Here is a 13806-nt window from a genome sequence, read left to right on the forward strand (position 1 = left end):
TCGTGTTAACTAAGATCGTCTGAAACAAGAATTTTTTCGGCGATTGAACGTCCTAAACTAATACGGCTATTGTTATTTGCCAATACCATATCTCCACCACGATTACGTAATATCTGCAGATAAGAACCGATGCCAATGCCAAGCCCGAGCAAACGAACCTGTGTTTTACAATCGGAAACAATCTTCTTCACATATACATGAGAACATTCTTGATGACTGACTAGCGGACTTGGATTTAGCATTGTGTTAGCTCTAATTTACTTAAACTAATAGAATTAAAAAGAATTGTATATAAGCAAAAACTTAAATGCAAATGATTCTCGTTTTTAGGCATGACATATATCAATTTTTATCTATTTTAGTCCCCCCCCTACTTTTAGTCGTTTTTTTGTTTTATCAAACGTAAATAGAGCTTGTTACAGAGCGGGGAATTTTAAACACTATTCAATTTCAAATTAACCCAGCTACTGTTTAGCTATTTGAGATATATACAAATGCTAGCTTAGAGATAACAATATACTCATGCCACAGCGAACTATTTTCAGTGTGATTGAATCACCGACACATCCTTACTTTACTCAGCTATATCAAAAGGTAGGTATAGAGGAGTTGTGTTTTAAGTCGATGCGTAAACTGATGAGTAAGATAAAGAATACACAACCAGATTTCATTGCGGCAGAATTCTTTTATGGATACGGCAATAATTACGCAGGAGTAAACATCAGCAATCTTGATGTGATGCTTTATTCCTTACAACGCTATTCTCCAGAGACTAAAGTAATTGTTTTTGTGGATAAAAGCGAACGCCAATACGTTGATAAATTGAACGATATTTTGCCTTTATACGCGGTATTCACTCGACCGTTTAATGAATCAGAAATCGTTAAAGCACTAAGCTTATCTAATTAAACATAACTGATCGTTTTTCACGGGCTAAAAATAGCGAAAAACATATTACAAAAAATGCTAATCAGCCCTATCGACATAGCCTTTAAAACAGGTAGAGCCAGCATCTATAGCGGACTTCATTAACTTAGATACATCTAAAGCAGCTGCTGATTTATCGGTAACGACACCGGTAAAGTTTATCCACAATTCACTGATTCGCCCTTTACGGTCACAGCGTAAGTCGACTTTTTTGCCAGCACCTTTGCCAAATGAACTATCGAAGGATTGACGTATCTGCTTGAGGGAAACCTTCCTCCCAATATTTTTTGATAACAAACGACCGACAGCAGACTCATTAATTTTTTGTGTTAATGCAATCGAATGTTTGTAGTAAGTATCAGCGTCAGTGCCATAGCAGGTACCGTGTTTTATCCATTCATGTCGATGCAGATTTGATGCGTAACCTGGCATAACAAATGCAAGTTTTTTAACCGTTTCATGGGATAGTTTTAAAGGCTCTAAAAGATGCCAGCGTTTATTTCGGTCAATACCTTTGTCCGTATCACTTACCCCACAATACGCATTAGCGCGAGGTTGCGGCCATAAACCATGCAATGAAAGATGCGTCGCGTCATATCGATTCTCACCCAACGATCTGCATTCTTTTTTATTAGATCGCGACTCACAAAATGAAGGCATCCAACTCAACGCTAATAAGTACTGCCCTGATTTTGCTTTTTTATTGTTAGGTTTTGGTGCGATTGTTTTTAAGGCACTTTTTTCCTTGTTCGAAGTACCGCATTGATTGGTTTTTATCCCACAGCGGCTTTCAATCCAACGCTCTTGTCTATCGATACCCTCAATTCTTACTCTATAATGAGTGCCTTTTTTACTCTTTTGAATAATCGAGTAACTATTACCTTCTTTAACAATGACGTTTCCAGGATTGGTTTTCTTTCGAAAAGATTGAAATGCTGGACAGGATTTTTGAATTTCAAAACACTGGGAAGGTTTTTTTGCGATTGCAGATGAAATTGGAAGTAGAAAAATTAAAAAAATGAATTGTGCTACTTGTTTTAAAAAGCGCTGTTTAAAATATTTTTTATAACACATTCCCAAAAACACTCTTAAATTTTAATTTACTAAATATAATTAAATTATCGCAAAAAGAACTTAATCATAAATGCTATACATGAAAGTAGTTAGTGGACTTTAGTAAAATTCACATATTTTTCAATAACTAGTTTGCTAGACATAATGTCTCCCTAAGTGTAAATCAATGCATCATCTTTAGTTATTCACCTAAAAGATCTGCTTTTTTATAGTAATATGTAACAGTATTTATAGTGTATAAAAGTTTTAAAGTTAAAATCTTTATTAAGCATTCATTAATAGTAAATATGCAATTATTAGTCTGAATTAAAAATTCAATGAGTCACAGTTAAACAAATGGACTCAATTACAGTTTCTTGTAATAAAACCATAAGCAGAGTTTCTTCTTTGAGCAAACTAAAGGCTTATGTTTAAAAATAAAAATAAACTAAGATAGGGGAAAACTTTCGAAATGGATAACAATGAAGAAAAAACTATAAGAAATAGACTAACGTTTGGTCTTGAAGGCGCGTTAACCGCATTTATTACCGGGAGTGTATTATGGCTATGTTTAAACTGGTTCTTTTTTACGGGTAATCAGACTACATATATACCCTTTTATTTAGTTTGGACAATCACTATTCCTTCGTTTATTTTAGGGGCAATTACACTTGAAAACCTCCTTCTCGACGTTTTGTCAGCTATGTGGCATAAGCTTACAGAAATGTTTGCCAAACTTCATTCTATTGCTGTTTCTAAAATAAACTCTTACATTGATGGTTAATAGAATTAGTAAATTTGATTGACCATTCATTAACCTACTTTCTTGGGATTATCGATAAAGATAGTCCCATCAGTAATATTTAGATTTACTTTAGTTAAACCAACTCCGTTGCATGGTCCTTCAACACATGTACCTTCTTCTATAGTGAATTTTGCCCCATGCATTGAGCATATAATAAATTCCTTTTTTTCATCAAGAAAGTCATCGGGGTTCCACTCTAAAGGTGCTAAGGCATGCGGACATACGTTTAGATAGCCAAAAACGTCATCGGCCTTTCTTATTATAAATATACGAGATGACTTTTGTGGGTGGTCAACGGTAAAACTTTTACAAGATAAATTCTCAAGATCAGAAAGCTTACACAGAAATTTGCTAGTTACATCGCTGTCTTTTTTCATTGAGTTTCATTATGGCTTTTTTATGGTTATGACTTATATTTGTAATTTACGTATGCAAACCCTTTAACGCTATTCTTCTGAACCGTTTAGTTTCTTCGTTCCTATTTTGTCTTCCCATTGATTTATGATATTACAAAATAAATCTGCTGTCTTTTCAGTATCATACACTGCCGAATGTGCTTCATTAGCATCCCACGGGAATCCAGCTGCTTTAACAGAGCGAGCTAAAACCGTCTGTTTATAGGCCATTGCCGCTAATGTCACCGTATCAAAAGTACTGAACGGATGAAATGGATTGCGTTTTTTGGCAATGCGCTGCACCGCTGCATTCAAAAAGTTAAGATCAAAAGCTGCATTGTGCCCTACTAATATAGCGCGCTTACAATTATTGGCTTTCATTTCTTTTCTGACGATCAGAAAAAGCTCATCTAGACATTTCTTTTCATCAACCGCAATCGCTTGACGAAATGGTAGGTTAGGGTCAATACCATTCACTTCTAATGAAGCAGGTTCAAGGTTTGAACCTTCAAAAGGATTTACATGCCATCCATAAGTGCTGTGGGGTGACAACATGCCATGCTCATCACATCTAAGTGTAACGGCAGCGACTTCTAATAAAGCATCGGTATGATGATTAAAGCCACCTGTTTCCATATCAATAACGACGGGTAAAAACCCGCGAAATCTTCCCCCTAAAGGATAAAGACATTCTTCAATTTCTTCTGTATCGCTTGTTTCAACTGCACTGCTATTAAGCAGTGGTTTTTTAAGATTTATTTCCATCAGGCGAGCTTACAACAATAGCTTTAAAATTAACACCAACCGATAAATATATTATTCTACCTCTGTATATTACTGATATTTATACTGATTTATTTGACGTTGACAAAAATCAAATTGACGCTAAACTTTGTAACACAAATAATATCACTGAGATGAAATAATGAGCGACGACCATATAAATGATGTTGATCCCCAGGAAACGCTAGATTGGACGGAGTCTATCGAAGCAATAATAGAAGCAGAGGGTGTTGAACGCGCTCACTTCATTATAGAAAAACTAATCGATACGGCCCGAACCAATGGTGCGAACCTTCCTTATAGTGCAAGCACTGCTTATATAAATACCATTCCTCCTCATTTAGAAAAAACCTGTCCGGGTGATGCGGGTATTGAAAGTCGTATTCGTTCTTTCATTAGATGGAATGCTGCCGCTATGGTCGTTAGAGCAAACCGCAAAGCTAGCGAGTTAGGTGGGCATATTGCATCATTTGCTTCATCAGCAACACTTTATGATGTTGGTTTCAATTATTACTGGCGCGCACCAACGCCTGATCATGGCGGTGATCTTATCTATTTCCAGGGGCACGCATCTCCCGGTATTTATGCACGTTCTTTTTTAGAAGGTCGTTTTGATGAAGAAACACTCGATACATTCAGACAAGAAGCTGGCGGCAAAGGCTTATCCTCCTACCCTCACCCATGGTTAATGCCTGATTACTGGCAATTCCCGACAGTTTCGATGGGACTAGGACCAATAAAGTCGATCTACCAGGCACGTTTCATGAAGTACCTACAACATCGTAAATTAGCAGATACCAAAGACAGACGTGTTTGGGCATTTTTAGGTGATGGTGAAACCGATGAACCAGAAACACTGGGTGCGATCTCATTGGCAGGACGTGAAAAACTAGAGAACCTGACCTGGGTCGTTAACTGTAACTTACAACGCCTTGATGGCCCCGTTCGCGGTAACGGTAAAATCGTTCAGGAATTGGAAGCAGTCTTCCGTGGCGCAGGCTGGAACGTTATCAAAGTATTATGGGGAAGCTACTGGGACCCATTATTGGCTAAAGATAAAGACGGCATCTTGAAAAAGCGCATGCTTGAAGTCGTTGATGGTGAATTCCAGAACTACAAAGCAAAAGATGGCGCTTATGTTCGCGAAAACTTCTTTGGTGCTTATCCTGAATTGAGCGCAATGGTTCAAAACATGACTGATGATGATATCTGGCGTTTGAATCGTGGTGGTCATGATCCTCATAAAGTCTATACCGCATACGATGCTGCAGTGAATCACAAAGATGGCCCTACGGTTATTCTTGCGCATACGGTAAAAGGTTACGGTATGGGTGCAGCAGGTGAAGGCCAGAATCGTACTCACTCGCAAAAGAAATTAACCGAAGAAGAAATGATCGCATTCAAGGACCGTTTCAATATTCCTCTAAGCGATGAAGATGCAGCTGCAGCAAAATATTACCAACTAGAAGATGATAGCCCTGCTAAAAAATACTTACTAGAACGCCGTAAACAATTAGGTGGTTCGCTTCCGGTACGTAAAAGTACAGCGGCTCCACTCGAAGTTCCCCCCATCGATATCTTCCAGCCACTTCTTGATGGTTCAGGTGATCGTGAAATGTCTACAACAATGGCATTTGTTCGAATGTTAACAATGATTACTCGCGATAAGAAAATGGGTAAATACGTGGTGCCTATCGTGCCAGATGAAGCTCGTACCTTTGGTATGGAAGGCATGTTCCGTCAACTCGGCATCTTCTCATCTGTAGGTCAGCTTTATGATCCACAAGATAAAGAACAAGTGATGTTCTATAAAGAAGACAAAACCGGTCAAATTCTTGAAGAAGGTATTACCGAAGCTGGAGCTTTTTCATCATGGATTGCTGCAGCAACTGCATACAGTACGCACAGCGTTAATATGGTTCCGTTCTATATTTATTACTCTATGTTCGGTTTCCAGCGTATCGGTGACCTCGCATGGTCAGCGGGTGATTCACGATCTCGTGGATTCCTGATTGGAGCAACTGCGGGTAGAACAACACTCGCTGGCGAAGGTTTACAACACCAGGATGGACACGGAATGGTTCAAGCCGGATTGATTCCAAACTGTATCAGTTATGACCCTACTTTCGCTTATGAAATGGCAGTGATTATTCATGACGGTATGAATCGCATGTACAACAAGCAGGAAGATGTTTACTACTACATCACTGCAATGAATGAATCTTACAAGCAACCTGCGTTACCTAAAGGTGCTGAAAAAGGCATCGTCAAAGGTATGTACTTGCTGAAAAATGGCGGCAAAAAGAAGAACAAAGTCCAGTTAATGGGCTCTGGAACTATCTTGCTTGAAGTGATAGCAGCAGCCGATTTATTACTCGAAGACTGGGGTGTGGATTCTGATATCTGGAGTTGTACCAGCTTTAATGAACTCGCTCGTGAAGCACACGAGATTGAGCGCTGGAATAGATTACACCCATTAGAAGATGCGAAAGTGCCTTATATTACCAAGCAATTAACGGGTCATCGCGGTCCTGCAGTAGCCGCTACTGATTATATTAAGCAGTATTCTGAACAGGTGAGAAAGTGGATACCCAGCGCTTATACCGTTTTAGGTACAGACGGCTTTGGACGAAGCGATACGCGTGTAGAACTACGTAAGCATTTTGAAGTTGACCGTTACCAAATAACGGTTACAGCGCTTAAAGCGTTGGCAGATGAAGGCACTTTACCTGCGGTGAAAGTCGCTGATGCGCTTGAAAAGTACGGTATAGATACCGATAAACTTAACCCACTACAAGCTTAAGGGAGGCCACGATCATGAGTATTAAAGAAATCGTAGTACCCGATATAGGCGATTTTGATGCCGTAGAGGTTATCGAAGTTTTAGTTGCCGAAGGCGACACTATTCAAGCTGAAGATTCAATTGTTACGGTTGAATCAGATAAAGCCTCAATGGAAATTCCGAGTAGTGCTTCAGGGAAAATCCTGAAATTAAAAGTAGGTATGGGTGACAATATATCAGAAGGCACTGTGCTATTAATGTTAGAGGTTGATGATTCTGAATCGACAGAAACTTCATCTGATAAAGCACCTGCTACTAGCGCTACAGAGAAACAAACTGAGACTACTAAAACAGATGCTCCAGTCAAGCAGGAAACAACCACTGATGCGCCAGCTACCGACTCATCCTCAAAAACCAGCATTGAAGAAATAATCGTACCAGATATTGGTGATTTTGATGAGGTAGAAGTCATTGAAGTGTTAGTTGCCGAAGGCGATATCATAGAAGCTGAAGATTCACTCATCACGGTTGAATCAGATAAAGCATCTATGGAAATACCCAGCAGCGCTTCGGGTAAAGTCCTAAAACTTAAAGTAAAAATCGGAGATAAAGTATCTGAAGGCTCTGTACTATTAATGATGGAAGTTAATACTGGTGGAATCGCTGATAAACCTGCAGAAGAACCAACTCCTAAAGAAGATGCAGTTAAGCTCAATGTATCTGCGCCAGCTGAGGCCAAGCCGAGCAAATCTCCTGTAAATAAATTATCACCTACTGTTCACTTAGATGAGAAGCGCTTCAGTAAAGCTTACGCAAGCCCATCCGTTCGCAAGTTTGCCCGTGAATTGGGTGTAGATTTAGGTGAAGTTGATGGCACTAGTCGCAAAGGACGTATTAATAAAGACGATGTAAAAGGATTTGTTAAGAAGGCATTAAACACCAAAGGAAGTGGATCTTCTTTAGGTGTCGCACCTATGCCTGAAATTGATTTTTCAAAATTTGGGGAAATTGAAACGCAATCTCTGAGTAAGATCAATAAGCTCACAGGTGAATTTTTACATCGTAGCTGGGTAACTGTTCCTCATGTTACTCAATTCGATGAAGCCGACATCACAGAGATGGAAGCCTTTCGTAAGCAAATGGGCAAAGAGATGGAAAAAGATGGCATAAAAATTACGCCTTTGGCTTTCATTATTAGAGCTGTTGTTACTACGCTAAAACTCTACCCTCGTTTTAATAGCTCTTTGGATAGTACCGGTGAAAACCTGATTCTCAAGAAATATTTTAATATCGGTGTCGCAGTCGATACGCCAGATGGATTGGTGGTTCCTGTTATTCGTGAGGTTGATCAAAAGTCTTTAGTAGAAATATCACAAGAGATTCGGGAATACGCACAAAAAGCGCGAGATAAAAAACTCAAACCATCTGATATGCAAGGCGGTTGTTTTACTATTTCGAGTCTTGGAGGCATTGGTGGAACGAAATTTACGCCTATCGTAAATGCGCCCGAAGTGGCGGTGCTTGGTGTATCAAAATCTTCTATACAACCACTATGGGATGGAAGTGAATTTAAGCCGCGCTTAATGCTGCCATTATCACTCTCATATGACCATAGAGTCATAGATGGAGCCGATGGTGCTCGATTTACTTCTCATTTAAGTAAAATGTTATCTGACATTCGACGAATGATGGTATAAAGTACGAACAAATAATAATTGATTGTACCATTGATTTTTTTAATCTTAACTTTTACCGCTATCTATAGAAGGAAGTATTAATATGCACGCACCCCTAGTTGTTCTTGGCTCTGGCCCAGGCGGATATACAGCAGCTTTTCGCGCAGCCGATCTAGGTTTAGAAGTAATAATGATCGAAAAGTATGAAAGCATTGGAGGAGTCTGTCTAAACGTAGGCTGTATCCCATCAAAAGCTTTGTTACATACTGCTCAAGTAATTACAGAAGCTGAAGAAGCTGGACACCACGGTGTTAGCTTTGGCAAACCGAAAATTGAAATCGATAAAGTTCGTGAGAACAAAGATGATATCGTTGGCAAACTCACAGGCGGCCTGAAAGGACTTGCTAAGCAACGTAAAGTAACTATTGTTCAGGGTTACGGAAAATTCACTTCTGATAAAGCGATTGAAGTTGAAGCAGAAGATGGCACTAAAACAGAAGTTACCTTTGATAACTGTATTATAGCTGCAGGTTCTCGTGTAACTAAGCTACCTTTCATTCCTTGGGATGATCCACGCGTAATGGACTCGACAGGCGCTCTAGAACTGGAAGATATTCCTAAGCGTTTATTGGTTGTTGGTGGCGGAATTATTGGCCTTGAAATGGCTACAGTTTATGATGCACTTGGTTCACAAGTAACCATCGTAGAATTATCTCCAGGCCTGATGCCTGGTACTGATCGCGATCTTGTTAAGCCATTAGAGCGTCGTATCGCTAAGCAGTACGAAAACATTTTCACTAATACTAAACTTGCTTCTATTGAGCCATCTGATGCAGGCATGCTTTGTAAATTTGAAGCGCTTGATGAAAAGACAGCTAAGAAAGTACCAGAGTCTGATACATTCGATCGCGTACTCGTTTCAATTGGCCGTTCTCCAAACGGTAAACTGATTGATGCTGATAAAGCAGGTGTTGCAGTGGATGATCATGGCTTTATCGCTACTGATAACCAAATGCGTACGAATGTTCCTCACATCTTTGCGATTGGTGACATCGTTGGGCAACCAATGCTTGCACATAAAGCAACCCATGAAGGAAAAACAGCTGCAGAAGTGATTGCGGGTCACAAAGCATTCTTTGATGCACGTGCCATTCCATCTGTTGCTTATACCAATCCTGAAATTGCATGGATGGGTAAAACAGAAGAAGAATGTAAAGCAGAAGGTATTGAAATCACTAAAGGTGCATTCCCATGGGCTGCAAGTGGGCGTTCATTAAGTAACGGCCGTAGCGAAGGTATGACTAAGGTGATGTTTGATAAAGGTACTGGCCAGATTATTGGCGCCGGTATCGTTGGAACAAACGCTGGTGAACTAATCGCTGAAGCTGTATTGGCACTTGAAATGGGTGCTGATGCTGAAGATATTGGTTTAACCATTCATCCGCATCCAACACTTTCTGAAACATTCAACTTCGCTGCAGAAGTTGCTGAAGGTACTTGTACAGATATTTATGTACCAAAAAGAAAGTAAATTTAGAGAGATAAATTTCTAAATTAAAAACATAAAAAAGGCGTTCATTTGAACGCCTTTTTTATTAGCACTAATTAATAATTGCTAATTAATATTTAATAATAAAAGTAAGGTCACCCCCCTACTTTTAAGCGGTTTTTCTGTTAACCTCGAAGAATGTTTCAGTATATCCAGTTGCACTTAATTACAGTTAAACTGTCATAAAAAACGAATATCAGAATAGAGATCCTAATAGGGGCATGGAAATTTTTAGAATTCTTATCACGGCAATTTTCTTATTGGCTGTTAACTTTTGTTTCCCTGAAAAATCTTTTGCTGATAATAACTCAAAACTATCATCAAACTCTCCAACAAACGCTAACGGCGAATACGTAAGAAAACGCTTCTTACAGTTAATGAAAAAACCTTTCGATACCGATAGTCAAAATATTAACCAAACAAAAATTCTAATTATCGGTGATAGTCACGCACAAGATTTTTTGAATGCCATCGCTGAAAATAAACTATTAACACACAGCCAGATTAGAACGCGTTATATCCCGACTCGATGTCAGATATATCTCGGAAATACATCGCACAGGGAAGTTCATAAGAACGATGTCACTCTGTGTCAAAAATCAGATAGCCTCGAACTAGCCGAAGCACAAATAGCAGAAGCAGATGTCATAATATTATCAGCACTCTGGAGAATGTGGGCGGTCAAAGCTTTGCCAAAAACGATTGCTAACCTCAGGCTTTCACCAGAGCAAAAATTATTTGTGATTGGAAGACGGAGTTTTTTAAAACCGGACACTCAAGTCATGCAATATTTAGACAAAAACCAACGTTTAAAACTACGAAATAAGGTCGATATCCATCAACTCGACATCAATACATTAATGGCTAAATTACTGGACGAACAAGTATTTGTAGATGTGCATAACGTGGTATGCGGACCTGGATCAAGCTGCCCTGTCTTCACCGATAAGGCAAAGATAATCTCTTTTGATGGTGGCCATCTCAGTCGCGATGGCGCACGCTATCTGGGAAATATTCTTTTTAAGAACTCTCAATTATCTGCTTTGACTGAATCTCTTTAATGAGAATAAACGCTTAATCTCTGAAGTTTGTAAATTGAACGGGTACGCCAATATCCTCAGCGCGCAGCATCGCCATCACCTGCTGTAAATCATCACGTTTCTTGCCAGTAACACGTACTTGCTTATCTTGCATTTGAGTGGTGACTTTGAATTTACCGGCTTTGATCAGTTTGCTAACCTTACGACCAGCATCACCATCCAAACCTTGTTTAAGTAACATTCTCTGCCGCGTATTTTTTAACTGACCTTCAACATCCTGAATATCCAGAGCGCTGGTATCTACTTTTCTTGCGACCATTTTAGAACGTAGAACATCTCGCATTTGTTTTATCTGGAATTCACCTTCAGCTTTCAGCGTAATCACTTCATCATTTAATTCAAAAGAACAATCACTGCCCTTAAAATCATAACGGGTGGTGACTTCTTTATTTGCCTGATCAACTGCATTACGTAGTTCGTGCATATCGATTTCTGAAACAACATCAAACGATGGCATAGATTTACCTCTTTACGATTTTATTATTTATGATAGGAGTATTTTACACCATTATTCTACAGTAAAAAACTTGTGACCGAGTGGTAACTTAACGCCAATTTAGTTGTAAATAACTAAGAAACATAAGGATTTCTGAACGTACCGTAACCTTAAAATATTTTATGTATTCTGCCAGCTTCTCTCTACAATTTTTAATCATAACTACCCTATGAAAATGAGTATTCACAGTTATATACTACGTGTTCATTTATAAACTTATATCGGTATCTCTTATGTCTAGAACCTATCAATTGATGTTAATTCTTTTATATTCTTTTTTTCTCAATGCCTGTGATAACAGCAAAACTGAGGCTGAAGTAGAGACCAAAAAAGAGACTAAAACAGAAGCAAAAGCTGAGATGTCAGCTGCAGACTCAATATCGATTGTTGACCCTTACATAAGAGCAATGCCTCCCGGACAAAAAGTGACGGCAATGTTTATGAATATGGAAAACTCATCTTCGGCATTACAAGATTTAGTATCTGTTGATACCACAGCCAGTGACCATGCGGAACTTCACGAGCACAAAATGATTGATGGCATGATGAAAATGGGTCAGGTAGAAAAAATATCTGTTGAGGCAAATGGAACTGCAGCACTAAAGCCAGGTGGATATCATATTATGTTGATCGGTTTGAAAAAGGACCTACAACCCGGTGAGATGGTTGATATCGAACTTACGTTTAAAGATGGTTCAACCAAGACCGTTAAAACAGAAGTTAAGAAAATAGCGGTTGAATAACTCTGTATAGAAACCATATAAAAAACACTGAAACAAGGTTAACATCTTTGTATGTTAATCTTGTAAATAGCTGATTTACAATACCAATTTATTAGAGCATAGCCATTATGTCAAAAGCCCTCATTCCTCTTTCCATCATTGCACTTGTGTTGGGTTTAGTTATTGGAAATAGTTTCTTTGAGCCACCAAAGCCAAAATCTGGCGAATATATAGATCCACCTGGTGGAGATTTCACACTACAAAGCATTAACGGTGATGTCAGTTTAAGTGACTACAAGGGCAAAGTAACTCTTCTGTATTTTGGTTACACATTTTGCCCAGATGTTTGCCCAACGTCTCTTTCCAGGATTGGTGCGGCGTTTAAAAAGTTAAATGAAGAAGAGTTAAAAAGTGTTCAGGGAATAATGATCAGTGTAGATCCAGACCGAGACACTCTGCAGAAACTGGCAGATTATACCAAGTACTTTCACCCGCAAATGGTGGGGATAACAGGCACTAAAGAAAAGATTGACGAAATCGCTGAACGCTATGATGTTAAATACCGAAAAGCAGAAGGCACAACAGCCGCAAGTTACCTTGTTGATCACACCGCCTATATTTTCGTTTTAGATAAAACAGGAAAGATCAGAGAATATCTTCCACATGCTGTTGAAGTCGATCGTGCGGTTGAGGTTATACGTAAGCTGATTAATGAGTAGCTATTTAGCGCTTCGAGAAACACTCCACTATTCATAACCGTTTGAGGCTAAGCTTTAAACGTTATGAAGTCACCCCCCTACTTTGGGGCACTTTTTACAAAAGACCGTGATAACTAACAGGAACTAAAGCATCTTCTGCCAGTAGCCTACATCAATCCATTGATCAAATTTATAGCCCACTTCTTTAAAGTGACTGGCTTTTTCAAAGCCTAGTTTCTCATGCAGTCTTACGCTGGCTTCGTTAGGTAATGCAATTACAGACATTAAAGAATGCGCGCTGGTAGTCTCATCTAATATTTTAAACAAGTGCTCGTATAATTTAGTTCCAATACCTTTAGCACCGCTATCATTTGCTGCATAAACAGTTACTTCCAGTGTGTTTTTATAAGCTTCTCTAACTGCATATTTATTCGCGTAAGCATAAGCAATTAACTTGCTTTGCTCTTCATACACTATCCATGGATATGACTCGGTAGTAGCGCTAATGCGACGAGTCATCTCTTCAACAGAGACAGGGTCATATTCAAAAGATATACAGGTGTTCTCAATGTAGTAGTTATAAACTTCACAGATTGCTGCTGCATCATCTGTGGTTACGGAACGAATCAAACCCGAGCTCATCTGAACCCCCTAGCGCTTTAAATGATCAAGTTAGCTAGTTTAATTAAAGGATTTAGAGCTGTCTATTCAAGGTTTATTTATTAGCGCTATTGGGAAATTATAAAGTCACCCCCCCAATGCCGTTGAATTAAGCAACCAAGTCATTGTTTTTACTATCATACCTTATAGCCTTTTCGCA

General features: G+C 38.9%; 14 protein-coding genes. 8 read left to right on the forward strand and 6 right to left on the reverse strand.

Features of this window, described 5'->3' with window-relative positions:
* Nucleotides 1-5: 5 nt before the first annotated feature.
* Nucleotides 6-242: a ferrous iron transport protein A gene (locus Q1A31_RS17705; protein ID WP_299879926.1), complete on the reverse strand. Its 237-nt coding sequence runs from the start codon at nucleotides 240-242 to the stop codon at nucleotides 6-8.
* 280 nt (nucleotides 243-522) lie between these two features.
* Here Q1A31_RS17705 and Q1A31_RS17710 point away from each other — a divergent pair, with 280 nt between their 5' ends.
* Nucleotides 523-909: a hypothetical protein gene (locus Q1A31_RS17710; RefSeq protein ID WP_299879929.1), complete on the forward strand. Its 387-nt coding sequence runs from the start codon at nucleotides 523-525 to the stop codon at nucleotides 907-909.
* Nucleotides 910-966: 57 nt separating this feature from the next.
* Here Q1A31_RS17710 and Q1A31_RS17715 read toward each other — a convergent pair whose 3' ends face one another.
* The gene (locus tag Q1A31_RS17715) at nucleotides 967-2001 is read right to left on the reverse strand and encodes a ribonuclease T2 (RefSeq protein ID WP_299879932.1); all 1035 of its coding nucleotides are present in this window, start codon (nucleotides 1999-2001) and stop codon (nucleotides 967-969) included.
* A 451-nt stretch (nucleotides 2002-2452) separates the two neighbouring features.
* Between Q1A31_RS17715 and Q1A31_RS17720 the strand changes: the two genes are divergently transcribed.
* Nucleotides 2453-2764: a hypothetical protein gene (locus Q1A31_RS17720; protein WP_299879935.1), complete on the forward strand. Its 312-nt coding sequence runs from the start codon at nucleotides 2453-2455 to the stop codon at nucleotides 2762-2764.
* Between the two features lie 29 nt (nucleotides 2765-2793).
* On the opposite strand, the gene Q1A31_RS17725 is transcribed toward Q1A31_RS17720, so the two are convergent.
* Both Q1A31_RS17725 and rnt read right to left on the reverse strand, forming a co-directional pair.
* Entirely contained in the window at nucleotides 2794-3162 is a 369-nt protein-coding gene (locus tag Q1A31_RS17725; protein WP_299879938.1) for a Rieske (2Fe-2S) protein, read from the reverse strand.
* Nucleotides 3163-3231: 69 nt separating this feature from the next.
* Nucleotides 3232-3945, reverse strand: coding sequence for a ribonuclease T (gene rnt / locus Q1A31_RS17730; protein WP_299879941.1), 714 nt, complete (start codon nucleotides 3943-3945; stop codon nucleotides 3232-3234).
* Nucleotides 3946-4105: 160 nt separating this feature from the next.
* On the opposite strand from rnt, the gene aceE reads away from it, so the two are divergent.
* The 4 genes from aceE to Q1A31_RS17750 all read left to right on the forward strand — a co-directional run bounded on the left by aceE (nucleotide 4106) and on the right by Q1A31_RS17750 (nucleotide 11031).
* Nucleotides 4106-6766, forward strand: coding sequence for a pyruvate dehydrogenase (acetyl-transferring), homodimeric type (aceE, locus tag Q1A31_RS17735; protein WP_299879944.1), 2661 nt, complete (start codon nucleotides 4106-4108; stop codon nucleotides 6764-6766).
* Between the two features lie 14 nt (nucleotides 6767-6780).
* A complete protein-coding gene (aceF, locus tag Q1A31_RS17740) occupies nucleotides 6781-8442 on the forward strand; it encodes a dihydrolipoyllysine-residue acetyltransferase (RefSeq protein WP_299879947.1) in 1662 nt (553 codons plus the stop codon).
* Nucleotides 8443-8524: 82 nt separating this feature from the next.
* On the forward strand, nucleotides 8525-9952 hold the full coding sequence (gene lpdA, locus Q1A31_RS17745; RefSeq protein ID WP_366943046.1) for a dihydrolipoyl dehydrogenase: 1428 nt from the start codon (nucleotides 8525-8527) through the stop codon (nucleotides 9950-9952).
* 239 nt (nucleotides 9953-10191) lie between these two features.
* Entirely contained in the window at nucleotides 10192-11031 is an 840-nt protein-coding gene (locus Q1A31_RS17750) for an SGNH hydrolase domain-containing protein (RefSeq protein ID WP_299879949.1), read from the forward strand.
* Between the two features lie 13 nt (nucleotides 11032-11044).
* Here the strand turns inward: Q1A31_RS17750 and Q1A31_RS17755 are convergent, their stop codons facing one another.
* Nucleotides 11045-11527, reverse strand: a complete 483-nt coding sequence (locus Q1A31_RS17755) for a YajQ family cyclic di-GMP-binding protein (protein ID WP_299879952.1) — start codon at nucleotides 11525-11527, stop codon at nucleotides 11045-11047.
* Nucleotides 11528-11799: 272 nt separating this feature from the next.
* Here Q1A31_RS17755 and Q1A31_RS17760 point away from each other — a divergent pair, with 272 nt between their 5' ends.
* Together Q1A31_RS17760 and Q1A31_RS17765 are read left to right on the forward strand one after the other, a co-directional pair.
* Nucleotides 11800-12309, forward strand: coding sequence for a copper chaperone PCu(A)C (locus Q1A31_RS17760; RefSeq protein ID WP_299879955.1), 510 nt, complete (start codon nucleotides 11800-11802; stop codon nucleotides 12307-12309).
* Between the two features lie 107 nt (nucleotides 12310-12416).
* Nucleotides 12417-13007, forward strand: a complete 591-nt coding sequence (locus Q1A31_RS17765) for an SCO family protein (protein WP_299879958.1) — start codon at nucleotides 12417-12419, stop codon at nucleotides 13005-13007.
* A 123-nt stretch (nucleotides 13008-13130) separates the two neighbouring features.
* Here Q1A31_RS17765 and Q1A31_RS17770 read toward each other — a convergent pair whose 3' ends face one another.
* Entirely contained in the window at nucleotides 13131-13628 is a 498-nt protein-coding gene (locus Q1A31_RS17770) for a GNAT family N-acetyltransferase (RefSeq protein WP_299879961.1), read from the reverse strand.
* Nucleotides 13629-13806: the final 178 nt, after the last annotated feature.

It is taken from the genome of uncultured Cocleimonas sp., assembly GCF_947495625.1.
Taxonomy (GTDB): Bacteria; Pseudomonadota; Gammaproteobacteria; order Thiotrichales; family Thiotrichaceae; genus Cocleimonas.